Origin of the sequence: Novosphingobium sp. SL115 (assembly GCF_026672515.1) — a bacterium.
Classification (GTDB): Bacteria; Pseudomonadota; Alphaproteobacteria; order Sphingomonadales; family Sphingomonadaceae; genus Novosphingobium.
In genome coordinates this window covers 884,215-910,028 of sequence record NZ_JAPPRG010000002.1, presented here as the reverse complement: position 1 = coordinate 910,028, position 25,814 = coordinate 884,215, and the positions used below count along the sequence as shown (strand labels likewise).

Here is a 25,814-nt window from a genome sequence, read left to right as displayed (position 1 = left end):
AAGGGACAGGCAATGGCAAGAATCGGAATTATCGGCAGCGCAGGACGCATGGGCAACGCATTGCAGGCAGCGGTAGCTGCGGCAGGGCACGACTATGCCGGCGGGATCGACAAGGGTGGCGATGTGCTGGCACTGGCACAGGTAAGCGACGTGCTGGTCGATTTTTCCGCCCCCGCCGCGCTGGAATTCAACCTTGATGCCGCGATTTCGGCGGGCAAGCCCATCGTGATCGGCACCACTGGTCTGGAAGAGCGCCACCACTGGCTGATCGACGCGGCAATGGTCAGCATCCCCGTGCTGCAAACCGGCAATACCTCGCTGGGCGTCACCCTGCTGTCCCATCTGGTGCGCGAAGCCGCCGCGCGGCTGGGCGATGACTGGGACATCGAGATTGTCGAAACCCACCACCGCATGAAGGTGGACGCGCCATCGGGCACCGCGCTGCTGCTTGGCGAAGCGGCGGCCAAGGGGCGCGGGGTTGATCTGGCCGATGAAGCGGTACGCGGACGTGATGGCATTACCGGCGCGCGTCAGGCTGGCACCATCGGCTTTGCCGCATTGCGCGGGGGCAGCGTTGCGGGCGACCATTCGGTGCATTTCCTGGCCGACAATGAACGGCTGACCTTTTCCCATCTGGCCGAAAACCGTGGCATCTTTGCCAAGGGGGCGATCCGCGCTGCCGAATGGCTGCTGGACAAGGCACCGGGCCGTTACACCATGCCCGAAGTGCTCGGCCTGTGATATGAAGGTTGCCGACGTTTTCGAATTCTTCCGCCGTCTGGCAGAGGCTAACCCCTCGCCCGAAACGGAACTGGAATTCGGCAATGTCTATCAGTTGCTGGTGGCGGTCACGCTGTCGGCACAGGCGACCGACGTGGGCGTGAACAAGGCCACGCGCAAGCTGTTTGCCTTCGTCAAAACCCCGCAGGACATGATCGATCTGGGCGAAGAGGGCTTGAAAGAGCACATCAAGACCATCGGCCTGTTCAATTCCAAAGCCAGGAACGTGATGGCCATGGCCGAAATCCTGGTGCGTGAGCATGGGGGCGAGGTTCCGGCCGATCGTGATGCGCTGACCCTGTTGCCGGGCGTGGGCCGCAAGACCGCCAACGTGGTGATGAACTGCGCGTTCGGCGCGGAAACCTTTGCCGTGGACACCCATATCTTCCGCGTCGGCAATCGCACCGGCATGGCGAAGGGGAAGACGCCGCTGGCCGTTGAAAGGGGACTGGAGAAGAAAGTCCCCCAGCCCTTCCGGGTGGGCGCGCATCACTGGCTCATTCTGCACGGGCGCTATATCTGCAAGGCGCGCACGCCCGAATGCTGGCACTGCCCGGTGGTTGACCTTTGCGCGTTCAAGGCCAAGGTTCTGGAAAAGGGGGCGAAACCGGCAACGGAAGCAAAGAAGCCGGCGACCCGCAAGAAGGAGAGCAAGGCATGAAGCGCATGACTCCGACCCTGTGCATTATCGCATCGCTGGCGCTGGCCGGATGCGCCGCGCAAGAGCGTAAGGGCAACGATGGCCGCCGCAGCGATGTTCCTGCCGCCAAAGTGGTGGGCGAAGCGGTCAATTGCGTGCCACTTGCCACCATCCGCGAAAGCGTGGTGCGCGACGACTGGACCATCGATTTCCGCACCGGCGCCAACCGCTGGTATCGTAACACCCTGCCCCGCCGCTGCAATGGCCTGGGCTTCGAACGCGCGTTTTCCTATGCCACGTCGCAGACCCAGCTTTGCAACGTGGACATCATCACGGTGATCGTCACCAACGGCGGGCCGATCAATCGCGGATCATGCGGATTAGGCAGCTTCACCCCGATTGAACTGGCCCCGACCAAAACGGCAAAGTAGTCTCGACAGTTGTCATTCCCGCGCAGGCGGGAATGACAAAGGGTAAGATCAACTCTCGAAGTTGACCGGATCAAGATTCAACCCTGCCCGGCCATCCGCCGCCGTGTGCGATGGTGCGTGCAGCGGTTCGGCGTCCGGGTCCAGTGGCGGTTGCAACATGCCTTCCCATTTGGTGACGACCGAGGTGGCCACCGCATTACCGACAACATTGGTGGCGCTGCGCCCCATATCGAGGAAGTGATCGACGCCCAGCACCAGCGCAATGCCTTCCACCGGCAGGCCGAACTGGTTGAGCGTAGCCGCGATCACCACCAGGCTGGCGCGCGGCACCCCGGCAATGCCCTTTGACGTGACCATCAGCGTCAGCAGCATCACGATCTGCGCGCTGATCGGCAAGTCGATGCCATAAGCCTGCGCGATGAACAGGGCAGCAAAACTGGTATAGATCATCGACCCGTCAAGGTTGAAGCTGTAGCCCAGCGGCAGCACGAAGCCGGAAATGCGGCGTGGTACGCCAAACCGGTCAAGCTGTTCGAACAGCTTGGGCAGCGCGGCTTCGGAACTGGCGGTGGAATAGGCCAGCAGCAGCGGCTCGCGGATATAGCGAACCAGCGTGAACACTCGTCCCCCCAGGAACAGCCCGCCCGCCGCGATCAGCACGCACCACAAGATCAGCATGGCAAGGTAGAACGACCCGACCAGCTTGCCATAAGTCACGATAATGCCAAGCCCGCGCACCGCGATGACCGACGAAATAGCGCCGAACACCGCAAACGGGGCAAAGCGCATGACGTAGCCGGTGACCGTCAGCATGACTTGCGCCAGCGCCTCGGCCCCGCGCACCAGTGGCGCGCCCTTTTCACCCACGGCAGACAGGGCGATCCCGGCAAACAGCGAGAACACCAGAACCTGCAGGATGTCGTTCTTGGCCATCGCTTCGATCGGGCTGGCCGGGAACACCGACAGCACGAAGTGGCGGAAGGTGAAATCGCCGGTGGCAAGTTCACCCAGATCGCCCGTCGGCGTCAGTTCCAGCCCCACGCCGGGCTTCAGCAGGTTGACCAGCACCAGACCAAGGCTGATTGATACGAAGCTGAAGGTGACGAACCACGCCAGCGATCGCCCGCCAATGCGCCCCAGCGCTGCACTGTCGCCCATACTGGCAATGCCGGTGACGATGGTGGCCAGCACCAGCGGCGCGACGATCATCTTGATAAGCCGCAGGAAAACGTCAGGCAGCAGCTTCAGCGTGTCGGCCACGGACGCCAGTGTGGCATCGCCTTTGGGATAGGACACGTTAAGCGCGTATCCGACAAGGATGCCCAGCACCATGCCGATCAGGATGAAGTAGGTCAGGCGCCGTGCCAAGTCAGATGCTCCCGCAAGATTGTTGCGGAAGAGACTAACGACCTTTCACGCGAAACCCAAGAGGGGCTGCGCCGCCTTTGTGCCCGGACGAACGGTTATCCGTCCGATTACGCCCCACACTGCCCACGATGCAGCAGTTTCTGATCGGCCAGAACCAGCGCCATCATCGCTTCGACCACGGGCACGCCGCGAATGCCCACGCAGGGGTCATGGCGGCCCTTGGTCAACAGTTCGGTCGCCTCGCCCTCGCGCGTGATCGTGGGCATCGGCGTCAGGATCGACGAGGTAGGCTTAAACGCCACGCGCACGCTGACCGGCTGGCCGGTGGAAATGCCGCCCGCAATGCCGCCGGCGTGGTTGGCAGTGAAGATCGGACCATCGTTCCCGGGCCGCATGGGATCGGCGTTGCCTTCGCCGGTATTGGCAGCAGCGGCAAAGCCATCGCCAATTTCCACGCCCTTCACCGCGTTGATGCCCATCATCGCATGGGCAAGTTCGGCATCCAGCTTGGCATAAAGCGGCGCGCCCCAGCCTGCGGGAACGCCCGTGGCCACGCATTCCACCACTGCGCCCAGCGACGATCCCGCCTTGCGCGCTTCGTCTACCAGCTTTTCCCAGCGGGCAGCCGCCTGCGCATCGGGGCAGAAGAACGGGTTGCGGCCAATCTCTGTCGCGTCAAAATTGGCCATGTCGATGGCATCGCCGCCAATGGCACTCACCCAGCCCAGAATGGTCACTTCGGGGATGACAAGCCGCGCCACGCCGCCTGCCGCCACCCGCGCGGCAGTTTCGCGCGCGCTGGACCGGCCTCCACCGCGATAATCGCGGAAGCCGTATTTGGCGTCATAGGCATAGTCGGCATGACCGGGGCGATAGGCCTTGGCCACATCGCCATAATCCTTTGACCGCTGATCGACATTCTCGATCATCAGGCTGATCGGGGTGCCGGTGGTGCGGCCTTCGAACACGCCCGACAGGATCTTCACCTGATCGGGTTCCTGCCGCTGCGTGGTAAAGCGCGACTGGCCGGGGCGGCGCGCATCGAGGAACGGCTGAATGTCTGCTTCGCTGATGGGCAGACCCGGCGGGCACCCATCAACCACCGCGCCCAGCGCAGGACCATGGCTTTCGCCCCAAGTGGTGAAACGGAACATGTGTCCGAAGCTGTTCAGGCTCATGCCCCCGCCCATGTCTTAATGAGACAAAAAAGTCCACCTTTCGGCGCGAGGTGAGGCAAGCTATCAACCGGACCATGTATCTCGTTGTCTTCCGCAACCGCAAGCGCGCCGATATTGACGCCGTCGCCTATGCAGCTGATGCTGCGCGCATGGATGCGCTGGCCCGCACCCAACCCGGCTTCCTCAGCTTCAAAAGCTATACCGCCGACGATGGCGAGGTTGTGGCCCTGTCGGAATGGGCTGACGAAGCCGCTGCGCTGGCATGGCGGCGCGTGGCAGACCATGCCGCAGTGCAGGGCAAGGGCCGTGACCTCTACTACGAAAGCTACTCCCTGCTCGCAGGCACGCCTTCGCGCATTCACCACTTCACGCGCGTCTCCGGTGAAACGGACAATACAGCCACATCATCACCTGGGGCACCATCCGCCGCAAGCCGGGCAGGCACCTGAGGCGCTACTTATTTCTTTGAATTATATTGCTTCATGAGGCGGCCATGCTGACAGTTTATGGAATACCCAATTGCGATACGGTCAAGCGCACGCGCGTTTGGCTGGATGCCAACAGGATCGAATACACATTTCATGACTACAAGAAGCTGGGTGCAGACGCATCAAAACTGGCGGGCTGGATCGAAAAGGCCGGGCTGGACAAAGTGCTGAACAAGGCCGGCACCACCTTCCGCAAACTGCCCGACCAAGCCAAAGCTAATCTCGACACGACCAGCGCAATCGCGTTGATGGTGGCACAGCCTTCTCTCATCAAGCGCCCTATTGGCGAACATGATGGCGGCCTGCTGGTCGGCTTCAACGAGCCTGCTTGGAGCGCGGCGCTATTGGGTGGCTAGAATAAAGCATTGCTTTCAAACAGAAAGGGCGCCCCGAAGGGACGCCCTTTTTGCTATTCGGCCATGCCTGTGAACGTCAGCGCGGCAGCTCGCTGACACCCATCAGCGCTTGATCGACCGAGCGCGCGCACTGGCGGCCTTCGCGGATCGCCCAGACGACAAGGCTCTGCCCGCGACGCATATCGCCACAGGCGAAGACGTTTTCGACGCTGGTCTTATAGTCGGCAACATTGCCCTTCACGTTGCCGCGCGGGTCAAGATCGACGCCCGACTGTTCCAGCAGGCCCTGCTTGCGCGGGCCGACAAAGCCCATGGCGAGCAGGATCAGGTCAGCCTTGAGCGTGAATTCGCTACCGGGCACTTCCTGCATCTTGCCATCGACCCATTCGATGCGGACGCATTCAAGGCCGGTCACGTCGTTTTCACCGGCAACACGCTTGGTCAGCACGGCAAATTCGCGCGCAACGCCTTCTTCGTGGCTGGATGACGTGCGCAGCTTGAGCGGCCAGTTCGGCCACGACAGCGCCTTGTCTTCCTTTTCAGGCGGACGCGGCATGATTTCAAGCTGGGTCACCGAAGCCGCGCCCTGACGGTTGGATGTGCCCACGCAGTCCGAACCGGTATCGCCGCCGCCGATCACGACAACGTGCTTGCCCGTGGCGAGCAGCGAGCCACGCGGGGCAGCGCGCATTTCATCGTCGCCTGCATTGCGCTTGTTCTGCTGGGTCAGGAATTCCATCGCCATGCGGACGCTGGGCAGTTCCGCGCCGGGAATGCCAAGGCCGCGCGGGTCTTCGGCACCGCCCGAAAGCACCACGGCGTCAAAGTTTTCCTGCAGCGACGCGAAGGAAACCGTCACGCCCACTTCGACGCTGGTGCGGAACTGGACGCCTTCGGCTTCCATCTGCAACGCGCGGCGGTTGATGAGCTGCTTTTCCATCTTGAAGTCGGGAATGCCATAACGCAGCAGCCCGCCGACGCGATCGTTCTTTTCGAACACGGTCACCGAATGGCCAGCGCGCGCAAGCTGCTGGGCGCAGGCAAGGCCTGCCGGCCCCGAACCGATCACCGCAACCGACTTGCCGGTCTTTTTCGCAGGCACCTGCGGTTCGATCCAGCCTTCCTTCCATCCGCGATCGACGATGGCGCATTCGATCGACTTGATGGTGACCGGCTGGTCCACGATGTTCAGCGTGCACGCTGCCTCGCACGGGGCGGGGCAGATGCGGCCGGTGAATTCGGGGAAATTGTTGGTCGAATGCAGGTTGGTTAGCGCATCGCGCCAGTCACCTTCATAGACCAGGTGGTTCCAGTCGGGGATCTGGTTGTTCACCGGACAGCCGTTATGGCAGTACGGAATGCCGCAGTTCATGCAACGCGAGGCCTGCCCTTTCAGGCCAGCATCGTCGTGCGGAATCACGAACTCGCGATAGTGCTTCAGACGTTCCGCAGGCGCATCGTAAGTGCGGTCCTTGCGGTCGATTTCGAGAAAGCCGGTTGCCTTGCCCATTGTAATCTAACCCTTATTCCGCCGCGACCGAAGCGGCTGCGAGGCGCTCGGCCTCCATCTGGCGGAGCGCGCGCGCATAATCGCGCGGCATGACCTTGACGAACTTCGGCAGGGCTTCTGCCCAATTGTCGAGAATGTCGCGGGCGCGCTTGCTGCCGGTGTAAAGATGGTGACGTTCCACCAGCACGCGCAGACGGTCTGCATCATGACGCAGCATGTCGCCCATGCCGTAGTCATGCACATCCACGCCGCGCTGCTGCGGCCGACCCGAACCGTCCTCTTCGTCGCGCTCTGCCGAAACCGGGATGAGATCGACCATCGCGCCGTTGACCAGATCGGCAAAGTTGCCGTCCACGTCATAGACATAGGCCACACCGCCCGACATGCCCGCGGCAAAGTTGCGGCCGGTCTTGCCCAGCACCGCAACCACGCCACCGGTCATATATTCGCAGCCATGGTCACCGGTGCCTTCGACCACTGCGATGGCGCCCGAATTGCGGACGGCAAAGCGTTCACCGCCAACGCCGTTGAAGTAGGCTTCACCCGCAATCGCGCCGTACAGCACGGTGTTGCCGACGATGATGTTTTCCGAAGGATCGCGTTCGACATGCGCCGGAGGACGCACGATCACGCGGCCGCCCGAAAGGCCCTTGCCGACATAATCGTTGGCATCGCCCACCAGATCAAGCGTGACACCGTGTGCAAGGAATGCGCCGAACGACTGCCCGGCTACGCCCTTGAACGAAACGTGGATGGTGTTGTCCGCCAGCCCCTTGTGGCCATACTTCTTGGCCACTTCGCCAGAAAGCATCGCGCCGACCGTGCGGTTGACGTTGATGACCGTGCGCTCAAGCCGGACGGCCTGCCCACTTTCCAGCGCAGCAGCGCTGGCGGCGATCAGATCGTTGTCGAGCGCGGCTTCAAGGCCGTGATCCTGCGTCCCGCTCCAGTTCAAGGTCGTACCGGCAACCGGTTCAACCTTGTGCAGCAGCTTCGACAGGTCGACGCCCTGCGCCTTCCAGTGGTGGATCGCCTTGTTCGTGTCGAGACGGTCCACACGGCCAACCATTTCGGCAACCGTGCGGAAGCCCATTTCGGCCATGATCGCGCGCAGTTCTTCGGCAACGAAGAAGAAATAGTTGATGACGTGCTCAGGCTGGCCGGTGAAGCGCGCGCGCAGCACCGGGTCCTGCGTGGCAACGCCAACCGGGCAGGTGTTCAGATGGCACTTGCGCATCATGATGCAGCCTGCGGCGATCAGCGGCGCAGTGGCAAAGCCGAACTCGTCTGCACCCAACAGCGCCGCCACGGCCACGTCGCGGCCTGTGCGCAGGCCACCGTCGGCCTGCACGCAGATGCGGCTGCGCAGATTGTTGAGCAGCAGGGTCTGCTGGGTTTCGGCAAGGCCGATTTCCCACGGGCTGCCCGCGTGCGTCAGCGACGTCAGCGGCGATGCGCCGGTGCCGCCTTCATAGCCGGAGATTGTGACGTGATCCGCGCGCGCCTTGGAAACGCCCGCAGCCACGGTGCCCACGCCCACTTCGGACACCAGCTTGACCGAGATGCGCGCGCCAGTGTTCACGTTCTTGAGATCGTGAATGAGCTGCGCGAGATCTTCGATCGAGTAGATGTCGTGGTGCGGCGGCGGCGAGATCAAACCTACGCCCGGCGTCGAGTGGCGGGTCTTGCCGATGGTCTTGTCGACCTTGTCACCGGGAAGCTGACCGCCTTCGCCGGGCTTTGCGCCCTGCGCCATCTTGATCTGCACGTCGTCGGCATTGACGAGGTATTCCGCGGTCACGCCAAAGCGGCCCGATGCCACCTGCTTGATCGCCGAACGCATCGAATCGCCATTGGCCATCGGTTTGAAGCGCGCGGGGTCTTCGCCACCTTCGCCGGTGTTCGACTTGCCGCCGATGCGGTTCATCGCCACGGCCAGCGTAGTGTGCGCTTCCCACGAGATCGAGCCATAGCTCATCGCGCCGGTAGCGAAACGCTTGACGATTTCGCTGGCGGGTTCGACTTCGGAAATGTCGATAGCCTGATCGGCCTTCTTCAGTTCCATCAGCCCGCGGATGGTCAGCATCCGTTCCGACTGGTCGTTGATCGACTCTGCGAATTCACGATACTTTTCAGGCGTGTTGCCCCGCACCGCGTGCTGCAGGTTGGCAATGTTCGATGCGGTCCATGCATGCTCTTCGCCGCGCAGGCGAAGCTGATACATGCCACCCACGTCGAGCATCTTGCGGTAGATCGGGTTGTCGCCATAGGCCGTGGCGTGACGGCGCACGGTTTCTTCGGCGATTTCCTTAAGGCCGACGCCTTCAATGGTGGTCGCCGTGCCGGTGAAATAGGCATCGACGAACGCGCTGGACAGGCCAACCGCATCAAAGATCTGCGCGCCGCAATAGGACTGGTAGGTCGAGATGCCCATCTTGGACATGACCTTCAGGATGCCCTTGCCGATCGCCTTGATGTAGTTCTTCTTCACCTCCTTGGCGGTGAGCGGAAGTTCCTTTTCAACGCGGATCGCTTCCAGCGTTTCAAGCGCCAGATAGGGGTTGACCGCTTCGGCGCCATAGCCTGCCAGAGCGCAGAAGTGATGCACTTCGCGCGCTTCGCCGGTTTCCACGACAAGGCCGGTCTGCATACGCAGGCCCTGACGGACAAGGTGATGATGCACCGCCGCCGTCGCCAGTAGCGCCGGCATAGGGATGCGGTCCGCATTCTGCGCGCGGTCCGACAGGATCAGGATGTTCTTGTCGGCCAGCACCGCTTCGGTCGCCGCCCAGCACATTTCCTTGATCGCCATTTCAAGGCCTTCGGCCCCGGCGCTGGCATCCCAAGTGGTATCAATGGTGCCGGTGCGGAATGCTCCGTCCAGCGCCGCTTCGACCGAGCGGATCTTGGCCACGTCTTCGTTGGTCAGGATCGGCTGATCGACTTCCAGGCGCTTGTGGCTGCCGGCATCGCGGCCCAGCAAGTTCGGACGCGGGCCGATCATCGACACCAGCGACATGACCAGTTCTTCACGGATCGGGTCGATCGGCGGGTTGGTGACCTGGGCGAAGTTCTGCTTGAAGTAATCGTACAGCAGGCGCGAACGGCTCGACAGCACGGCAATCGGCGTGTCGGTGCCCATCGACCCCAGCGGATCGTCGCCGTTGATCGCCATCGGTTCAAGGAACTTGGTGACGTCTTCCTGCGTGTAACCAAATGCCTGCTGACGGTCGAGCAGCGAGGTGGTTTCCACCGGCAGCGCAGCCAGTTCAGGCTCGATCACGTCGAGTTCCTGCAGCTTGTACTGCGCCTGCTCCAGCCATTCCTCGTAAGGTTCGGCATCGGCAAGCTGGGCCTTGATCTCTTCGTCTTCGATGATCTTGCCCTGCTCCATGTCGATCAGGAGCATACGGCCCGGCTGCAGGCGCCACTTGCGCACAATGTCTTCTTCGCGGAACGGCAGAACGCCGCTTTCCGATGCCATACAGATCAGATCGTCGCGGGTGATCGAGAAGCGTGCCGGACGCAGACCATTGCGGTCCAGCGTGGCGCCAATCTGGCGACCATCGGTGAAGGCGACGGCGGCAGGACCGTCCCACGGCTCCATCAGCGCAGCGTGATATTCATAGAACGCGCGGCGCGAAGGCGACATCAGCGGGTTGCCCGCCCATGCTTCGGGCACCAGCATCATCACCGCGTGGGCAAGGCTGTAACCGCCCGCCAGCAGCAGTTCCAATGCGTTGTCGAGGCATGCGGTGTCCGACTGGCCATGCGGGATCAGTGGCCACATCTTGTCCAGATCTGGGCCAAGCAGTTCGGATTCCATGGTGCGGCGGCGCGCGTTCATCCAGTTCACATTGCCGCGAACGGTGTTGATTTCGCCATTGTGCGCGACAAAGCGGAACGGGTGCGCCAGCTTCCAGCTTGGGAAGGTGTTGGTCGAAAAGCGCTGGTGCACAAGGCCGAGGGCCGACGTGCAATCCGCATCGCGCAGATCGTCGTAGAACGAGCCGACCTGGTTGGCCAGCAGCAGACCCTTGTAAACAATGGTGCGGGTCGAGAAGCTGGGCATGTAAAGCTGGGTCAGGCCCGGCAGCCCGTGCTTTTCGGCCATGGCCGCCAGCGGGTTCTGGGTCTGCTTGCGGATGGCCAGCAGCTTGCGTTCGAACGCATCCTGATCGGGTGTGTTCGGCCCGCGCTTGATGAAGCACTGGCGGATCACCGGCATCGATTCGATCACGGTCTTGCCAAGGCCGTCGAGCGTGACGGGCACATCGCGCCAGCCGATCAGTTCCTGACCTTCCTTGGCGATGAACTTTTCGAAAAACTCGGTCACGAACAGGCGCGAGGCTTCGTCCTGCGGCATGAAGCACATGGCAACCGCATAGTCGCCCGGCTGCGGCAGTTCCTTGCCTTCCGAAGCAGCCCATTTGCGGAACAGCTGGTCAGGAATCTGGATCAGCAGGCCCGCGCCATCGCCCAGCAGCGGGTCAGCGCCCACCGCACCGCGATGGTCGAGATTGCGCAGAATTTCCAGCGCCTGATCTACGATGGCATGGCTTTTCTGGCCTTTAATGTGGGCGACAAAACCCACGCCACAGGCGTCATGCTCGTTACGTGGATCATACAGGCCCTGAACCGGCGGAAATCCCATCTTTAAGGTCGTCCTACATCCAGAAAAAGGAAAGCGCGCGCGAATCACGCCGCCGGGAAAGCGACGAAAATTGCGCGAAGTGCCCCCATGACTGCAGGAAAGTTATTTTGCAACCGCGCACCACGTCTTAAGCGGGCGGTTACGGCCAAAAATACGCATGCGACACGGCACAACGTGCGGTTTTCCGCGGGTTTGGCGGCAAAAATGCCTCACCCCCACCCTTTTTGACAGGCTCGTCCAGCAGCTTTGGGGCGACAGACAGGCAATGTCGGAAGCGGTGGTAAGGCCAGCGTTTAGCCCTGTGCAGTCATCCGCTGCAACGTGGCAAGCGCAGCGCGCAGCGCACGGTCAGCTTCGTCGGCATCAGGCAGCGCGCCTTCAACCGCTGGCAAGGGCGGCACTTCCAGCGGGGCTACATCCATGACAGGCATTTCCAGCGCATCGATGCGGGCCGAAGGGGCTGCCTTGCCCGGCGCGGCAAGGGGCGACCCCTCCACCGGGACAATCGAAGGGCTGTCAAACGGACGCGCGGATTGCGCGAAACCTTCACCTTTCGGTGCTTCTTCGAGGCTCTGGCCCGGAAACATCACGACCGGTTCGATGACATCGCCATCCACCGCGTCTAACGCAAGACCATCCTCGATCCGCAGCGGTTCACGGCGCGATCCCGTGGACGCCATGCCCAGCAGCGAGGAATAGCGGTGCTCGGCCACTTCAGGTTCAGGCCGTTCGGATTCGGGGAGTCCTTCGGCAGAAGCGTCGAAGTCGTCCGCTTCCTCTTCGTCTGCTTCATCCGTCAGATCGAAATCAGCGGCTTCAGGCGCTTCCGGCATGCGCAGGAAACGAGGAAGATCGATATCTTCGTCCTGATCGCCGGCCAGCACATCATCGCCATAGGCAGCAGGCGCGATAGGCTGCAGCGCCGCCGGACGCAGCGAAACAACTCTTTCAGCACCACTTGCCTGCCACGCAGACGGCACTGAAACATCGGCAGCAGAAACCGCAGCAGGCGCGACGAATGCCGCAGGGTTAGCGATACCGGCGCTGAAGCCCGACTGGAACCGCGGCAGCGGTTCGGCCTGTGGCGCAGGCGTTTCCGGCTCTGACGCAGATGCCGGGCCTGACGTCACAGGGCGGTGGCGGCGCGCGCGTTCCGACAGGGCCAGCGCCAACCGCTCAACCAACTGGACCAGACCAAGGCTTTCCAGTGGCGAACGGGCCAGCGGCGTGGCCGTAGCGGCATGGGCCTGCAGGAACGGAACAGCGGGCGGCTCAGCAATCGGCGCAACGGGCGGCGCAACGGGCGACGTCACCGCAGAGGGCTGCAGCCCTGCCACCAGTTCCATCGCTTCGACGGTTTGCGCATCATCGGCATCTTCGATCACGGCGTCGAGGATCAGCGCTGCCTCTTCAGGCTCAGATTCAGCCACATCGGCTGCAGGATTGAATACCTGCCCGTGCAGCTGCGCATCTGCATTTTCGAATGGAGCATCCAGCGGCGCGCCAAGGTCTTCAACGGCCATGATCGAATGGCGCGGCGACGTGACTTCGGGAATTTCGGCTGCAACCTCATCAGTCGCCTCGATCCCGACAGTTTCAACAAGGGCACGACGCCGCCCTGCGGCTTCACCCACATTGCGCATCCGCACCGGGGCTTCCGCCTTGGGTCGACCAATCCGGCGGCCGATGACATAACCCGCAACTGCGCCGACGATCAGCATGATAAGCGCCACCAGCGCACGAGCGGTAAAGCCCAGCGGCGGAGCGGCAGCCGGAACCAGCGCAGGAAGGCCCAGTGCCACGACTGGCCCTTCCAGCAGGGCAGGCGCCATGACAAAGCTGCCAAGGCCGAGACCGGTCGCCAGCCACAATCCCGTCACGAACGGAAACAGCGGATGGGCGGTAATCGGTTGAGGCTTGCGCTTGGTCGCGGTCACGGGCGTTTCGTCCTGTCTTGTTCCTGCCGCAGCGACCTGATGATCCTTAATGTCCGATCATCAGGCCGCTGCAACCGGCCTTTGCGAAATCGGTAACAGGGCTTGGTAAACGGAATCATAATGCCGCACGTTGTCAGCCCAGTCATGCTGCGCACGGACATAGGCCGCAGCGGTGTCGCGCCGGGCCTGCCATCCGCTGCGATCGGCCAGAAGTCCTGACATTGCAGCAGCAAGGCCCGCCGGATCATCCGGCGGGAAGAGCGTGCCGGTAACACCATTCTGGATCAATTCGCGATGCCCGCCCACATTCGATGCGGCCACCAGCGTCCCCTGCGCCATCGCTTCCAGCGGCTTAAGCGGGGTCACCAGATCGGTCAGGCGCATACCCTTGCGGGGATAACACACCACATCAACCAGTGAATAATAGCGGTCGACATCGTGATGCGGCACCCGCCCGACAAAGCGGATTGCGCCTGCAGCAGGGGAGGCAGCAGCCTGCGCGCGCAAGTCCGCCTCGGCAGGGCCACCGCCCACCATAAGCAGCCGCGCATCGGGCACGGCGGCAACGATCGCAGGCATGGCCGCGATCAGATCGTCCAGCCCCTCATAAGGGTAAAAGCTGCCCAGAAAGCCGATGACCGGCCCGTCACCCAGCCCCAGTTCAACCCCCAGTGCCACATCGCGCGGCAGGGGATCGCCAAACAATTGCAGATCCACCCCGTTGCGCATGATCGACAGCTTTTCGGGTGCAAATCCGCGTGCGATCAAGTCCTGTCGCAATCCTTCGCAGATCGTGACCACCCGGTCCGCTGCCCTGACCACGTCGTTTTCAAGCACGCGCGTCAGCCAGTATTTCGCGCTGCCTTCGCGCCCGGTGCCGTTGCCAACCGCCGCATCCTCCCAGAAGGCGCGGATTTCATAGACCACCGGAATGCCCAGCTTTTTGCCCGCACGCACTGCAGCTAGCCCGCACAGCGCAGGCGAATGGGCATGCAGCACATCAGGCCGCCATTCGCCCGCAACTTCGACAATCCGATCGGCCAGCGCGGCCACTTCGGACCATTCGCGCACCAGCGGCAATCCGGCCGACGTGCCGGACGTGCGGTAAAACATCAGGCCATCGACTTCCACCACGGCGGCGGCGGCATCCTCGCCACCTGCGGCATGGCGCTGCCCGGTCACGCCGCGCACATGCCACCCCATTGCCTCCTGCGCTTTCAGGATCGCGCGGGTGCGAAAGGTATAGCCACTGTGCAACGGCAGCGAATGGTCGAGAACGTGAAGAATGCGGGTCATGCCCCTTTTCCTGCCACGCCAAGGCTTAACGTCGCGTCAACCTCGATGGGTTAGCGAGATCGGCCTTGAGGGAGCCTGCGCGCCGCACCGACCATGATCGACCAACTGACCATATTTCTGCCGCATGCGCTGATGGCGATTGCCATCTGGCGTCTGGTGCGGCGTGAAGATCTGGACGACGATCCGGCCCTGCCCAGCCGCAAGACGCTGTTCCGCAAATCGGCCGAGGGCAGCGGAACCGGCGATGCTTGACCTGTTCCTGCTCAGCTTCGTGCTCGCCTTCATCGGCGTCGGCTTTCGGCGGCCGTTCCTGTTCGTGCTTGCCTATACCTATATCGATATCGTCGCACCGCAGAAGGTTTCGTGGGGCATTCTCAGCCACATTCCGGTGTCGCTGATCGCGTTCCTGTGCGCGTTCATTTCGTGGTTTGTGGCCGAAGACAAGAACGGCATCCGCATATCGCTGCGACAGTTCCTGCTGCTGGCGCTGCTGGTCTATTGCGGCTTGTCCACCCAGACCGCCGATTTCCCGGTCGAGGCTGCGCAAAAATGGGCATGGGTGTGGAAGGCGCTGCTGTTCGCGCTGTTCCTGCCGCTGACCTTGCGCACCCGCCTGCGAATCGAAGCGCTGGCGCTGGTCATGGTGCTGTCCATCGGCGTGATCGTGATCGGCGGGGGCATAAAGACTGCAGCGGGCGGTGGCGGTTATGGTGAATTGCGCCTGCTGGTGAATGACAATACCGGGCTTTACGAAGGTTCGATCATTTCCGCCGTGGCCATCGCAGTCATCCCGCTGGCGCTGTGGCTGTCACGCTTTGGCACGGTGTTTCCGCCCGAATGGCGGGTAAAGGGCTTTGCCTGGGCGCTGTGTTTTGCCTGCGCGCTGATGCCAATCGGCACCGGTGCGCGCACAGGCCTTGTCTGCGTGGTGGTGCTGGCAGCCATGATTCTGCGCACGGCCAAGCGCCGCATGATGATCGTGTCGATCATGGCCGCGGGTGCGCTGATCGCCATTCCCCTGCTGCCCAGCGAATTTACCGACCGGATGAGCACCATCCGCAACCATCAGTCGGACCAGTCCGCCGGAACCCGTATCGCGGTGTGGAAGTGGACCATCGAATTCGCCAAGACCCATCCGTTTGGCGGGGGGTTTGAAGCCTATCGCCAGAACCGGCTGGAATACGACACGGTCAAGGCCGACTATGCTGGCGATAACAATGCCGCGCTGGAATATCAGCCCATCGTCGAACAGGGCCGCGCCTATCACTCCAGCTATTTCGAGATGCTGGGCGAACAGGGCTATCCCGGCCTGGCGTTGTGGCTGGCGCTGCACATTCTGGGCGTGTGGCAGATGGAAGTGCTGCGCCGTCGCTATCGCAAGGATGAAAGCGAACAGTTCGGCTGGGTCGGCCCGCTGGCCGAAGCGCTGCAACAGGCGCAGGTGATCTATCTGGTCGGCTCCACTTTCGTCGGCATCGCGTTCCAGCCGTTCGTCTATATGCTGGTAGGGCTGCAATGCGGGCTGTGGGCCTATATCAAGCGTGTGCGCGCAGCCCAGCCGGAACCTTTTCGCAAAACCATGGGCAAAGCTGCTCCAGTGGTCGCTTAATCACCCGCTTAACACCGCTTGCACAGCGGCGCGCTTCCCGTCATTCTCCTGCCTAACAAGGCAGATGAACAGGAGCACCCGCATGACCAAGCTGATCCCCGCCCAAGACATCAAGGCAATGGTCGGTCAGGTCGTCGGCACATCCAACTGGGTGGAAATCACGCAGGAACGGGTAAACAAATTTGCCGAAGCGACCGGCGATTTCCAGTTCATCCACGTCGATCCCGAAAAGGCAAAGCTCACCCCGTTCGGCGGCCCTATCGCCCACGGTTTCCTTACCCTGTCGCTGATCCCGTTGCTTACCATGGAGTCCGACAGTCCGCGCCCAGAAGGCATCAAGATGGGCGTCAACTATGGCGGCAACCGCACCCGTTTTCTTGCCCCGGTGCGTGTGGGCAAGCGCGTGCGCGGCGTGTTCAAACTGCTGGAAATGGACGAAAAACGCCCTGGCCAGTGGCAACAGACGATGGAAATCACTGTCGAGATCGAAGGCGAGGACAAGCCTGCGCTGATATGCGAATGGGTGTCGCAGTTTTTTGTCTAGCGACACACCTTTCCGTCTTCGTTGACTGTCGACATGGAAGCGCGAAGCCCAGCAGATGGGCATGGCGGCCTGATAAAAGGCCGCCATAAACCTCAGGCCACTGCCGTCAGCTTGCCGCCCTTGGCCTTCTTTTCGAACTTGCCGATCCACTGTTCCACCACCGGGGCGATGGATGTGCGCCAGCGCGAACCGTTGAAGATGCCATAGTGGCCCACTTCAGGGGCCATCAGGTATTGCTTCATGTCTTCGGGAAGGTTGGGCGTCACTTTCAGCGCGGCCTTGGTCTGGCCGATGCCGGAAATGTCATCACGCTCGCCCTCGATGCACAGGATCGCGGTGTCGGTGATCGCACCAAGATCAACCGCCTGCCCGCGATGAACCAGTTCGCCCTTTGGCAGGGCATGGCGCTGGAACACCACGTCCACCGTCTGCAGATAGAATTCAGCCGGAAGATCGCAGACCGCGCGATACTCCTCGTAGAACGCCTTGGTCGCGTCGGCGCTTTCCTCGGCTCCTGCCATCATGTGCTGGAACAGCTTGTAATGGCTCATCATATGGCTGCCCAGGTTCATCGACATGAAGCTGGCAAGCTGGACAAAGCCGGGATAGACGCGCCGCCCCTCGCCCGGATAGTTGGCCGGAACGGTGGTGATGACGTTGTGCTTGAACCAGACGTGCGGCTTGGTGATCGCATGATCGTTCACCGCCGTCGGGCTTTCGCGCGTGTCGATGGGACCGCCCATCATCGTCAGCGTCACCGGGCGGCACGGATGGTTCTTGGCCCCCATGATCGCGGTTGCGGCAAACATCGGCACCGAAGGCTGGCACACCGCCATGGCGTGCGCGCCGGGGCCGATATGTTCAAGAAAGCCGACAAGGTAGTCGATGTAATCGTCCAGATCGAACACGCCTTCGGCCAGCGGCACATATTTGGCATCGGCCCAGTCGGTGATGTAAACCACGCAGCGTTCCAGCATGCGTTCCACCGTGCCGCGCAGCAGCGTGGCGTAATGCCCGCTCATCGGTGCGACAATCAGCAGGCGGGGCGCGTCCTTGGGCAGGCCATCGTGGGTGAACATCTTCAAATCACCGAACGGGCGGGTGATGACGGTGGTTTCCTTCACCGCATGGGCCGTGCCATCGACATGGATGACCTTGAGGCCGAAAGCCGGTTTCCCGCGCGGGGCGGCGGCGTGAGCAAACACGTCAAGTGCCGACGCCAGCGTCGGATTGGGACCAACACCGGACCACGGATTGCGCGGATCGTTCAGGAAATCTGCCATCATGGATGCCCATGCGCTGCCCGCATTCATCAGCGAGCGCTGGATCTCGTAAGCCTTATAGAGCACTGCGAACACCTTTTCAGCTTGTTGCCCGGCAACAAACCGGGAGTCGTTGGGCACAGATTGCAGCGAATCTAGGCGTTGTGCAACGCAACAATTGGTCCATTCCAACTCGCGCTTTATTCAGGCGCCCCCTTTCAGTGATTTGCGCCATGGGCTAGGCGGGCGGCATGGACGAGGAAACCCAGCCGACCGGCCCGATCGCCGCTGCCGAGCAGCCAGCCGCAGCACCTGCTCCCCGCGCCCGCTCGCTGGGTCCGCTGGGCATGATCTGGCATGAAGCAATGAAGTACCCGGGGCGCGTGGGTGCGGCCGGTGCGGCCCTGCTGGTCACATCGGGGGCCACGCTGGCCATCCCGTCGGGCTTCCGGCTGATCGTGGACAAGGGCTTTGCTCAAGGCGCCGATGTCGATGCACTGGCCCGCTGGTTCCAGTATCTGCTGCTGATCGTGCTGATTCTGGCAGTTGGCACCGCCTGCCGCTTCTATTTCGTGTCATGGCTGGGCGAACGTGTGGTTGCCGATATCCGCCTGAAGGTGCAGGCCAACCTCCTGCGCCTGCCTCCCTCGTTCTTTGAAACCAACAGCCCCAAGGAAATCTCTTCGCGGATGACCTCGGATACGGCGGTCATCGAACAGGTCGTCGGCACCACAGTTTCGGTTGCCCTGCGCAATACCATCACCGCCATCGGCGGCCTTGGCTACCTGTTCTGGCTCGCGCCCAAACTCACCGCGATCCTGCTGGTCGGCATTCCGCTGGTGGTCGGTCCCATCGTATTCTTCGGGCGGCGCGTGCGCAATGTTTCGCGGTCCAGCCAGGATCGCGTGGCCGGGATCGGCGTGATCGTGTCCGAAGTGCTGGGCGCGATGAAGATCGTGCAAGCGTTCGGGCAGGAAGACCGTGAACTGGGCCGCTTTGGCGAAAAGGTTGAAGCCACCTTCCAGACCGCGCTGCGCCGCATATCGCTGCGCGCGGTGATGACTGCCATTGTCATCCTGTTGGTGTTCGGCGGCATCACCATGCTGGTGTGGGAAGGCGCGGTGGGCGTGGCCGAAGGCACCATCAGCGGCGGCACCATCTTTGCCATCGTCATTACCGCAGGGCTGGTGGCAGGCGCGCTGGGCGCTCTGTCCGAAGTCTATGGAGATCTCTTACGCGGTGCGGGTGCTGCCGGACGCCTGAACGAACTTCTGCGCGAAGAACCCGACATCGCCCCGCCTGCGCGCCCCACCGCCCTGCCGGTGCCTCCGCGCGGCCAGATCGCGTTCCAGAACGTCGCCTTCCGCTATCCCTCCCGCCCCGAAGTGCTGGCGCTGGATGATTTTTCGCTCACCGTCGAACCGGGCGAAACCGTGGCCATCGTCGGGCCATCGGGCGCGGGCAAATCCACCCTGTTCCTGCTGGCCCAGCGGTTTTACGATCCCCACGGCGGCACCGTGCGCATCGACGGTGTGCCGCTGACCAGCGCCGACCCTGCCGAAATCCGCACCCGCAGCGCGCTCGTGCCGCAGGACGCCACCCTGTTTGCCGCGTCGGCGCGCGACAATCTGCGCTATGGCAACTGGGGTGCCAGCGACGATGCCATCTGGGAAGCCGCCCGCGCCGCCAATGCCGAACAGTTCCTGCGCGATCTGCCGCAGGGCCTCGACACGTTCCTTGGCGAAGATGGCGCGCGCCTTTCGGGCGGCCAGCGCCAGCGCATTGCCATTGCCCGTGCGGTGCTGCGCAATTCGCCTATCCTGCTGCTGGACGAAGCCACCAGCGCACTGGATGCCGAAAGCGAACGTCTGGTGCAGGAAGCGCTGGACCGGCTGATGAAGGACCGCACCACGCTGGTCATCGCCCACCGCCTTGCCACCATCCGCGCGGCAGACCGCATCGTGGTGATGGACGGGGGCCGCATCGTCGAACAGGGCACCCACACCAGCCTGAGCGAGGCTGACGGCCTCTATGCCCGCCTCGCCCGCCTGCAATTTGAAGGCCTTACCGCCTGAAATCATATCGCTTGACTTGATGCTGCGCTGCGGCAAACCCCGGCAGGCACTATTCTGGGAAGCCCATGGACACGATCGTAACCGCAATCCTGCTCGGCATTGTCGAAGGGTTGACCGAATTTCTGCCTGTCTCCTCCACCGGACACCTCATTCTGGCGACAGAGCTTTTCGGCTATGACGCGCACCAATGGTCGATGTTCAACGTGGTAATCCAGTTGGGCGCGATCCTTGCCGTGGTGGTGCAATACTGGCGCACGTTCTGGGCGGTAGGCATGGGCCTTCTGCGGTTTGAACCCATGTCGCTGCGCTTCCTGCGCAACCTGCTGGCCGCATTCATCCCGTCCGCCATTCTGGGCCTTGCGTTCAAGCCTTATATCAACGTCCTGCTGGGCAGCCCGATGGTGGTGTGCTGGGCGCTGATCGTGGGCGGCATTGCCATCCTCATCATCGAAAAACTGGCCAAGCCGGGCGAACCCAGCGGCATTGCCCAGTTGCCCCTGCGGCAGGCCTTTGGCGTCGGCCTTGTGCAGTGCGTGTCGATGGTCCCCGGCGTCAGCCGATCAGGCGCAACCATCATGGGCGCGCTGGCCATGGGCATCGAAAGGCGCACGGCGGCGGAGTTCAGCTTCTTCCTTGCCATCCCCACCATGCTGGGGGCGACCACACTGGAACTGCTCGACAATCGCGATGCGCTGATGGCGGGCACGATGGGCGTGGGCTGGACCGAAATCGCGGTCGGCTTTGTCGTGTCGTTCATCGTCGCGCTGGCGGTGATCCGCTTCTTCGTCGCCTATGTCAGCCGTGCCGGGTTCAAACCCTTTGCGTGGTATCGCATCGTGGCGGGCGCATTTGCGCTGGTCTGGCTTGGTTCCCGCTAAGATCAAAAAAATACCCAAATAACGCCCCGCCGCATTTGCGGAACCAAGTGCTGTATCTGGCATTTACAGGCCATATAACACTTCAAGGGGACAGTTAAAATGGGCCTGATCGTTCTTCTCATCGTCGGCGGTATTCTCGGCTGGCTGGCCAGCATCGTCATGCGCACTGATGCCCAGCAGGGTATCTTCCTGAACATTGTGGTCGGCATTGTCGGCGCATTTCTGGGTGGCTTCCTGCTCGCTCCGCTGATCGGTGGCGGCAGCATCACGCAGGGCATCACTGCCGGTACGCTCATCGTGTCGTTCCTCGGCGCGCTGATCCTGCTTGCCATCGTCAATCTGGTGCGTCGCGGTTCGGTCCGCTGAGGCCGACCGAAACCATCATATAACCCAAGGGCGGCCCACAAGGACCGCCCTTTTACTTCAAGAACCACAAGGGGAATGCAATGAAGGGTATCTTCAAGGGCGCCATGATCGCCTCGGTCGCCGCCATGGGCCTCAGCCTTGCCGCATGCGACAGCAAACAAGAAAACGCAGCCGAAAATCAGGCTGATGCGGTTCGCGATGCTGCTGATGCCACCGCCGACGCTATCGACGCCAAGGCCGACACCATGTCCGGCGCGGCTGAAGACCGTCTGGAAAACAAGGCTGACGCCGTGCGTGACGCGGGCGAGAACAAGGCCGATGCCATGGAAGACAAAGCCGACAAGATGTAAGCAGGCTAGGGTTTCCCGCTCCTGCCATCTGGCGGCCCAGAAGCCCGGCGACCCTGGAAGCGCCGGGCTTTTTGCTGCCTATCGTTCACTGGGTGCCATTCACACCGCCACAGCACTCGATCCGCGCCCACCGCGCAGGTGATATTCCAGCGTGCCCCGCTGCAAAACGTCGTCCACGTCGATCACCGCCGTATTGGCATAAGTGAACCCCGGTCCCAGCGCGCGATAGAGCCGGTCAAAATCACGCTCCACCGTCTGATGATACAGATCGGCAAAGCTTTCGATCACGAAATAGCTGGGCTGCAAATCGTCGATCACGTAATCGGTGCGCATCACCCGATCGACGTTCAGCATGATACGGTTGGGTGACCGGCCTTCCAGCGCGAAAACAGCCTCACGCGGCCCTGACAGGATGCCCGCACCATAGACCCTTGGCGCGCCCTCCTCGATAATCAGCCCGAACTCGACCGTGTACCAATACAGCGCCCCCAGCGCCTTCAGCCGGTTGTGCCGCATCGCCTTCCACCCGGCGCGACCATATTCCTGCATGTAGTTGGCATAGGTCGGGTCGGTCAGCATCGGCACATGGCCGAACACGTCATGGAAAACGTCGGGTTCCTGAATATAATCGAACGTGTCGCGCGTGCGGATGAAATTGCCCGCCGGGAAGCGCCGGTTGGCCAGATGCCAGAAAAACACATGGTCGGGAATCAGCATCGGCACAGGCACCACGCTCCATCCCGTCAGCGCGCTCAGATCGGCTGATAGCCGGTCGAAAGCAGGCACACCCCCGCGCCCCAACTCCAGCCGCTCCAGCCCCGCCAGAAACGCGCTGCACGCCCGCCCCGGCAGCACCTGCATCTGCCGGGCATAAAGCGCGTCCCATATGCCGTCCTCGTCCGCTGTATAGCGGCGCTGGGCAGGTTCCACCCAGTCTTCGCCCAGATGCGCCGGGCGGCGCAGGGGCGCGGTAAACACGCCTTCGGGCATGTCCGGCAGGCGCGTATAATCGAATGGCAAGGCGGCTTCCGCAAACATGGTTTCTTATGCAACCAATATCATGCATGCCTCGCATGGGCAAATCGTGCCCGCGCAGACTGCGGACTTGACTTTGAAGTGATTCTACCCAAAAGGCCCGCCCCTGTGACGGCGGCGTGGCGACGCGCCGCTACATTTGTTTTTCAAGATCGCGCGCGAAAGTATCAGGACAAAGCCATGGCAAAGCCCACCACCGTCAAGATCCGTCTGGTCTCGACCGCTGACACCGGCTTCTTCTATGTGACCAAGAAGAACCCCCGCAACACGACCGAGAAGATGACCTTCCGCAAGTATGACCCGGTTGTGCGCAAGCACGTCGAGTTCAAGGAAGCGAAGATCAAGTAAGGGCACTTCGCCCTTTACCCGCCTGAACCGTCCGTCCATTTTGGAACCCGACGGTTCACGGCGAGTTCAACGCCGACACTGCAAGGAACGGCGATGAACACGATTTTCCAAACGCTTCGCAAGATGGGCCGCCCCGCTGCGGCCCTTTCGCTTGCCCTCGGCACGGCTGGCGCGGCACTCGCGCTCGCCCCGCTTGCTGCGCAAGCCGCAACTCCCGATAGTGATCGGGCCACGATCGACAGGGCCGTTGCCGCACTGCGCGGCATTAGCACCCTGCGCGCCAATTTCGTGCAGACCGACCGGTCAGGGCAGAACATTTCGGGCGTGCTTACGCTGAAACGCCCTGGCAAAATCCGCTTCCAGTATCAGAAGGGCGTCAACCTGCTCATCGTCGGTGATGGCAAGGCGCTGACCATGATCGACTACGACGTGCGCCAGGTGCAGCGCTGGCCGATCAGCAACAGCCCGCTAGGGGCGCTGCTGGATCCGAACAAGGACGTCGCCCGCTTTGCCAAACTGCTGCCCACTGACACCCGCGATGTGGTCAGCCTTCAGGTGCGTGATCCCAAGCACCCCGAATATGGCACGATCACGATGATTTTCGTGCGCAGCGCTGCTGCACCCGGCGGCCTGCAGCTGGATTCGTGGGTATCGCTCGATTCGCAAAACAAGCGCACGACGATTCGGCTGGACGGGCACCAATATGGCATTGCGGTGGACGACAAGACCTTCCGCTGGACCGATCCGCGCCGCAACGCTTCCAACCGCTGACCGCGCAAGGCCAACGGCTCGCCCGTGATCCGTTCGCCTCTTGCGACAAGTTGCGACAAGCCTGACAGGGCCGTTCATCGCAGCGCAAGCGAACTGGCCCTAGAAGCAGTCTTGTCAGGCCGGTCGAGGCGGGTTTCCCCCCTGTTGCCCAGTCTCCTACAGACCGGATTGACAGCGTGACGAACGCAAATGGAACCCTCGGACCAATGCCCCCGGTCCGAGGGTTTTGTTTTTCCAGATTATATCGCCTGCACCATCGGCGCTATTGCATCCGGCTGGCAGCAATCTGCGCCTGTGCGCGCCGCTTGAGATAATCCGGCTCCACGTCGGCGCCCACCTGCCCGGCCAGCACGCCCAGCGCCGCGCCAAGGCCGTGGTGCGCCAATTCATCAATCGCGGCCTCGGTTTCCTGCCCCAGTTCCACCGCCAGCGCCTTCAGCACCCGCGCCATTTCGGTATATTCCATCTCGCTCAACAGCGCCGCTTTGCATTCCTCGCGGCGTACAAAGCTGTTTGGCATTTCGAAGCTCATTGATGTTCTCCCGCATTCCCGGCGGACCAGTCCCGCTATGGCCACATCGTCGGGCACGGAACGAAAAGGGCGCTTAACCGGCCCCCTTCCGTCTTGCCGGATGGTAGCCATGGTTAAGCGGTAACTTACTTTTCCTGCTCGTATGGCAGCGATTGCCTTTGCCTCTGCTCTCCGGCTAGCAATGACAGCATGACGCATGGCATGGGCACGACCGAGATTTTCCTGATCGCGCTGACGATCATTCTGGCAGTGCCCTATCTGATCTGGCGACTGCTGCGCACCGACTATTGGGCGCCACTGGTGGTGGTGCAGATCATTGGCGGAATCCTGCTTGGCCCCGGCGTGCTGGGAGCGGCCTTTCCCGATTATTATGCCTTTGTTTTCAATCCCCAAGTGGTTGGCTCGCTGAACGGGATCGCGTGGTGGGCCGTAATGATGTTCGTGTTCGTGGCAGGCCTAGAACTCGACATTTCCGATGCATGGGCCAACCGCCGCGAAACCACCATCACCGCCGCCTGCGCGCTTGTAACTCCGCTGATTGCGGGCGCAGCAGCCGCCGCGTGGCTGTTGCGCTCACCGGGCTGGATCGGGCTGGAAGGCACGTATCATCAAGCCGTGCTGGGGATTGGCATGGCCTGTGCGGTTACAGCGCTGCCCATTCTGGTTCTGCTGATGGAAAAGCTTGGGCTGTTCCGCCAGCCGCTGGGCCAGCGGTTGCTGCGTTATGCCAGCCTTGATGATGTGGCGATCTGGGGCGTGCTGGCGCTGATTCTGGTCGACTGGCAGCGGATGGAGCGGCAGGCTATTTTCCTTGTCGGTTTTGCGGTGGCGGCATGGGCCGTTCGCCAGATTTTCCTGCGTTTGCAAGAAGATGATCGCTGGCATGTATCGCTGATCTGGCTGGCGATTGTGGGCTTTGCAGCGGACTGGTCGGGCCTGCATTTCATGGTCGGGGCATTTCTGGCGGGGGCAGTGCTGGATGCACAGTGGTTCTCGCGCGGTAGGTTGGACGGCTTCCGCCAGTTCCTGCTGCTGGCCGTGATGCCGGTGTTTTTCCTGTCCACGGGCCTTCGCACCAAATGGGATGTGGGCGGTGTTGCGGTGTTTGGGGCAGCGTTGCTGTTTCTGGCCGCATCGATCGCTGGAAAACTGGCGGGGGTGCAACTGGCAGGGCGCATTCTGGGCTGGGCCAAGGGTGAGGCAAGCGTGATCGGCTGGATGCTTCAGACCAAGGCGCTGATTATGATAATCTTCGTCAACGTATTGCTGGACAAGGGAATTATCACCAACGAAACCTTCACCGCGATGCTGTTGATGGCGGTGATGAGCACGATGCTGACCGTGCCGATGGTGACTCCAAAACTGAAGGCGCTGGCCCTCTCGCACAAGTGACAGGGGCGGGTTTT

The 25,814-nt window shown here is 62.1% G+C and carries 24 protein-coding genes; 15 read left to right on the top strand and 9 right to left on the bottom strand.

Features of this window, described 5'->3' with window-relative positions; all coding sequences use genetic code 11:
- Window positions 1–12: 12 nt before the first annotated feature.
- The 3 genes from dapB to OVA07_RS05905 are packed head-to-tail and all read left to right on the top strand — an operon-like array spanning window position 13 to window position 1,851.
- Complete coding sequence (dapB, locus tag OVA07_RS05915; RefSeq protein WP_268170546.1) at window positions 13–741, top strand: 4-hydroxy-tetrahydrodipicolinate reductase; 729 nt, start codon at window positions 13–15, stop codon at window positions 739–741.
- A gap of 1 nt (window position 742) precedes the next feature.
- Window positions 743–1,441, top strand: coding sequence for an endonuclease III (nth, locus tag OVA07_RS05910; protein ID WP_268170545.1), 699 nt, complete (start codon window positions 743–745; stop codon window positions 1,439–1,441).
- A complete protein-coding gene (locus OVA07_RS05905; protein WP_268170544.1) occupies window positions 1,438–1,851 on the top strand; it encodes a DUF6491 family protein in 414 nt (137 codons plus the stop codon). The genes nth and OVA07_RS05905 overlap by 4 nt, the downstream gene beginning before the upstream one ends.
- A gap of 48 nt (window positions 1,852–1,899) precedes the next feature.
- On the opposite strand, the gene OVA07_RS05900 is transcribed toward OVA07_RS05905, so the two are convergent.
- Window positions 1,900–3,219, bottom strand: coding sequence for a dicarboxylate/amino acid:cation symporter (locus tag OVA07_RS05900; RefSeq protein WP_268170543.1), 1,320 nt, complete (start codon window positions 3,217–3,219; stop codon window positions 1,900–1,902).
- A 107-nt stretch (window positions 3,220–3,326) separates the two neighbouring features.
- Window positions 3,327–4,397, bottom strand: coding sequence for a chorismate synthase (gene aroC / locus OVA07_RS05895; protein WP_268170542.1), 1,071 nt, complete (start codon window positions 4,395–4,397; stop codon window positions 3,327–3,329).
- 74 nt (window positions 4,398–4,471) lie between these two features.
- Here aroC and OVA07_RS05890 point away from each other — a divergent pair, with 74 nt between their 5' ends.
- Together OVA07_RS05890 and OVA07_RS05885 are read left to right on the top strand one after the other, a co-directional pair.
- Window positions 4,472–4,846 carry an antibiotic biosynthesis monooxygenase family protein gene (locus tag OVA07_RS05890; RefSeq protein WP_268170541.1) on the top strand — a complete coding sequence of 125 codons (375 nt, stop codon included), beginning with the start codon at window positions 4,472–4,474 and terminating at the stop codon, window positions 4,844–4,846.
- A 44-nt stretch (window positions 4,847–4,890) separates the two neighbouring features.
- On the top strand, window positions 4,891–5,241 hold the full coding sequence (locus OVA07_RS05885) for an arsenate reductase (protein WP_268170540.1): 351 nt from the start codon (window positions 4,891–4,893) through the stop codon (window positions 5,239–5,241).
- 76 nt (window positions 5,242–5,317) lie between these two features.
- On the opposite strand, the gene OVA07_RS05880 is transcribed toward OVA07_RS05885, so the two are convergent.
- The 4 genes from OVA07_RS05880 to OVA07_RS05865 form a co-directional block, all read right to left on the bottom strand.
- Window positions 5,318–6,751: a glutamate synthase subunit beta gene (locus OVA07_RS05880; protein WP_268170539.1), complete on the bottom strand. Its 1,434-nt coding sequence runs from the start codon at window positions 6,749–6,751 to the stop codon at window positions 5,318–5,320.
- 13 nt (window positions 6,752–6,764) lie between these two features.
- Window positions 6,765–11,405 (bottom strand): glutamate synthase large subunit, encoded by a 4,641-nt coding sequence (gltB, locus tag OVA07_RS05875; protein ID WP_268170538.1) that lies wholly within the window; start codon window positions 11,403–11,405, stop codon window positions 6,765–6,767.
- A 293-nt stretch (window positions 11,406–11,698) separates the two neighbouring features.
- Entirely contained in the window at window positions 11,699–13,342 is a 1,644-nt protein-coding gene (locus OVA07_RS05870) for a hypothetical protein (RefSeq protein ID WP_268170537.1), read from the bottom strand.
- Between the two features lie 60 nt (window positions 13,343–13,402).
- A complete protein-coding gene (locus OVA07_RS05865; protein ID WP_268170536.1) occupies window positions 13,403–14,638 on the bottom strand; it encodes a TIGR04063 family PEP-CTERM/XrtA system glycosyltransferase in 1,236 nt (411 codons plus the stop codon).
- Between the two features lie 93 nt (window positions 14,639–14,731).
- Between OVA07_RS05865 and OVA07_RS05860 the strand changes: the two genes are divergently transcribed.
- The 3 genes from OVA07_RS05860 (at window position 14,732) to OVA07_RS05850 (ending at window position 16,791) form a co-directional block, all read left to right on the top strand.
- Window positions 14,732–14,890, top strand: coding sequence for a hypothetical protein (locus OVA07_RS05860; protein WP_268170534.1), 159 nt, complete (start codon window positions 14,732–14,734; stop codon window positions 14,888–14,890).
- Window positions 14,883–16,247, top strand: coding sequence for a putative O-glycosylation ligase, exosortase A system-associated (locus OVA07_RS05855; protein WP_268170533.1), 1,365 nt, complete (start codon window positions 14,883–14,885; stop codon window positions 16,245–16,247). The genes OVA07_RS05860 and OVA07_RS05855 overlap by 8 nt, the downstream gene beginning before the upstream one ends.
- 82 nt (window positions 16,248–16,329) lie before the next feature.
- A complete protein-coding gene (locus OVA07_RS05850) occupies window positions 16,330–16,791 on the top strand; it encodes a MaoC family dehydratase (protein WP_268170531.1) in 462 nt (153 codons plus the stop codon).
- Between the two features lie 92 nt (window positions 16,792–16,883).
- Here the strand turns inward: OVA07_RS05850 and OVA07_RS05845 are convergent, their stop codons facing one another.
- Complete coding sequence (locus OVA07_RS05845) at window positions 16,884–18,140, bottom strand: polyhydroxyalkanoate depolymerase (protein WP_268172622.1); 1,257 nt, start codon at window positions 18,138–18,140, stop codon at window positions 16,884–16,886.
- A gap of 164 nt (window positions 18,141–18,304) precedes the next feature.
- Between OVA07_RS05845 and OVA07_RS05840 the strand changes: the two genes are divergently transcribed.
- From OVA07_RS05840 to OVA07_RS05825, 4 genes are all read left to right on the top strand, one after another.
- Entirely contained in the window at window positions 18,305–20,128 is a 1,824-nt protein-coding gene (locus tag OVA07_RS05840; RefSeq protein WP_268170530.1) for an ABC transporter transmembrane domain-containing protein, read from the top strand.
- 65 nt (window positions 20,129–20,193) lie between these two features.
- Window positions 20,194–21,006: an undecaprenyl-diphosphate phosphatase gene (locus OVA07_RS05835; protein ID WP_268170529.1), complete on the top strand. Its 813-nt coding sequence runs from the start codon at window positions 20,194–20,196 to the stop codon at window positions 21,004–21,006.
- A 99-nt stretch (window positions 21,007–21,105) separates the two neighbouring features.
- Complete coding sequence (locus OVA07_RS05830; RefSeq protein WP_268170528.1) at window positions 21,106–21,372, top strand: GlsB/YeaQ/YmgE family stress response membrane protein; 267 nt, start codon at window positions 21,106–21,108, stop codon at window positions 21,370–21,372.
- An 80-nt stretch (window positions 21,373–21,452) separates the two neighbouring features.
- A complete protein-coding gene (locus OVA07_RS05825; protein ID WP_268170527.1) occupies window positions 21,453–21,722 on the top strand; it encodes a hypothetical protein in 270 nt (89 codons plus the stop codon).
- A 99-nt stretch (window positions 21,723–21,821) separates the two neighbouring features.
- Here the strand turns inward: OVA07_RS05825 and phhA are convergent, their stop codons facing one another.
- Window positions 21,822–22,712, bottom strand: a complete 891-nt coding sequence (phhA, locus tag OVA07_RS05820; RefSeq protein WP_268172621.1) for a phenylalanine 4-monooxygenase — start codon at window positions 22,710–22,712, stop codon at window positions 21,822–21,824.
- A 225-nt stretch (window positions 22,713–22,937) separates the two neighbouring features.
- Here phhA and rpmG point away from each other — a divergent pair, with 225 nt between their 5' ends.
- Together rpmG and OVA07_RS05810 are read left to right on the top strand one after the other, a co-directional pair.
- Window positions 22,938–23,105 (top strand): 50S ribosomal protein L33, encoded by a 168-nt coding sequence (gene rpmG / locus OVA07_RS05815; RefSeq protein ID WP_011446825.1) that lies wholly within the window; start codon window positions 22,938–22,940, stop codon window positions 23,103–23,105.
- A 93-nt stretch (window positions 23,106–23,198) separates the two neighbouring features.
- A complete protein-coding gene (locus OVA07_RS05810) occupies window positions 23,199–23,876 on the top strand; it encodes a LolA family protein (RefSeq protein WP_268170526.1) in 678 nt (225 codons plus the stop codon).
- 262 nt (window positions 23,877–24,138) lie between these two features.
- On the opposite strand, the gene OVA07_RS05805 is transcribed toward OVA07_RS05810, so the two are convergent.
- The gene (locus OVA07_RS05805) at window positions 24,139–24,408 is read right to left on the bottom strand and encodes a hypothetical protein (protein WP_268170525.1); all 270 of its coding nucleotides are present in this window, start codon (window positions 24,406–24,408) and stop codon (window positions 24,139–24,141) included.
- Between the two features lie 201 nt (window positions 24,409–24,609).
- On the opposite strand from OVA07_RS05805, the gene OVA07_RS05800 reads away from it, so the two are divergent.
- Window positions 24,610–25,800: a cation:proton antiporter gene (locus OVA07_RS05800; protein ID WP_268172620.1), complete on the top strand. Its 1,191-nt coding sequence runs from the start codon at window positions 24,610–24,612 to the stop codon at window positions 25,798–25,800.
- The last annotated feature ends 14 nt before the right edge of the window (window positions 25,801–25,814 follow it).

Bases quoted from the DNA above. Each gene is read 5' to 3' on its own strand.
- OVA07_RS05905 (WP_268170544.1), top strand. From the start codon at position 1,438: ATGAAGCGCATGACTCCGACCCTGTGCATTATCGCATCGCTGGCGCTG.
- OVA07_RS05855 (WP_268170533.1), top strand. From the start codon at position 14,883: ATGCTTGACCTGTTCCTGCTCAGCTTCGTGCTCGCCTTCATCGGCGTC.
- rpmG (WP_011446825.1), top strand. From the start codon at position 22,938: ATGGCAAAGCCCACCACCGTCAAGATCCGTCTGGTCTCGACCGCTGAC.
- OVA07_RS05865 (WP_268170536.1), bottom strand. From the start codon at position 14,638: ATGACCCGCATTCTTCACGTTCTCGACCATTCGCTGCCGTTGCACAGT.
- OVA07_RS05890 (WP_268170541.1), top strand. From the start codon at position 4,472: ATGTATCTCGTTGTCTTCCGCAACCGCAAGCGCGCCGATATTGACGCC.
- dapB (WP_268170546.1), top strand. From the start codon at position 13: ATGGCAAGAATCGGAATTATCGGCAGCGCAGGACGCATGGGCAACGCA.
- OVA07_RS05850 (WP_268170531.1), top strand. From the start codon at position 16,330: ATGACCAAGCTGATCCCCGCCCAAGACATCAAGGCAATGGTCGGTCAG.
- OVA07_RS05830 (WP_268170528.1), top strand. From the start codon at position 21,106: ATGGGCCTGATCGTTCTTCTCATCGTCGGCGGTATTCTCGGCTGGCTG.
- OVA07_RS05800 (WP_268172620.1), top strand. From the start codon at position 24,610: ATGGGCACGACCGAGATTTTCCTGATCGCGCTGACGATCATTCTGGCA.
- OVA07_RS05835 (WP_268170529.1), top strand. From the start codon at position 20,194: ATGGACACGATCGTAACCGCAATCCTGCTCGGCATTGTCGAAGGGTTG.
- gltB (WP_268170538.1), bottom strand. From the start codon at position 11,405: ATGGGATTTCCGCCGGTTCAGGGCCTGTATGATCCACGTAACGAGCAT.
- aroC (WP_268170542.1), bottom strand. From the start codon at position 4,397: ATGAGCCTGAACAGCTTCGGACACATGTTCCGTTTCACCACTTGGGGC.
- nth (WP_268170545.1), top strand. From the start codon at position 743: ATGAAGGTTGCCGACGTTTTCGAATTCTTCCGCCGTCTGGCAGAGGCT.
- OVA07_RS05805 (WP_268170525.1), bottom strand. From the start codon at position 24,408: ATGAGCTTCGAAATGCCAAACAGCTTTGTACGCCGCGAGGAATGCAAA.
- OVA07_RS05860 (WP_268170534.1), top strand. From the start codon at position 14,732: ATGATCGACCAACTGACCATATTTCTGCCGCATGCGCTGATGGCGATT.
- OVA07_RS05840 (WP_268170530.1), top strand. From the start codon at position 18,305: ATGGACGAGGAAACCCAGCCGACCGGCCCGATCGCCGCTGCCGAGCAG.
- phhA (WP_268172621.1), bottom strand. From the start codon at position 22,712: ATGCCCGAAGGCGTGTTTACCGCGCCCCTGCGCCGCCCGGCGCATCTG.
- OVA07_RS05825 (WP_268170527.1), top strand. From the start codon at position 21,453: ATGAAGGGTATCTTCAAGGGCGCCATGATCGCCTCGGTCGCCGCCATG.
- OVA07_RS05810 (WP_268170526.1), top strand. From the start codon at position 23,199: ATGAACACGATTTTCCAAACGCTTCGCAAGATGGGCCGCCCCGCTGCG.
- OVA07_RS05880 (WP_268170539.1), bottom strand. From the start codon at position 6,751: ATGGGCAAGGCAACCGGCTTTCTCGAAATCGACCGCAAGGACCGCACT.
- OVA07_RS05885 (WP_268170540.1), top strand. From the start codon at position 4,891: ATGCTGACAGTTTATGGAATACCCAATTGCGATACGGTCAAGCGCACG.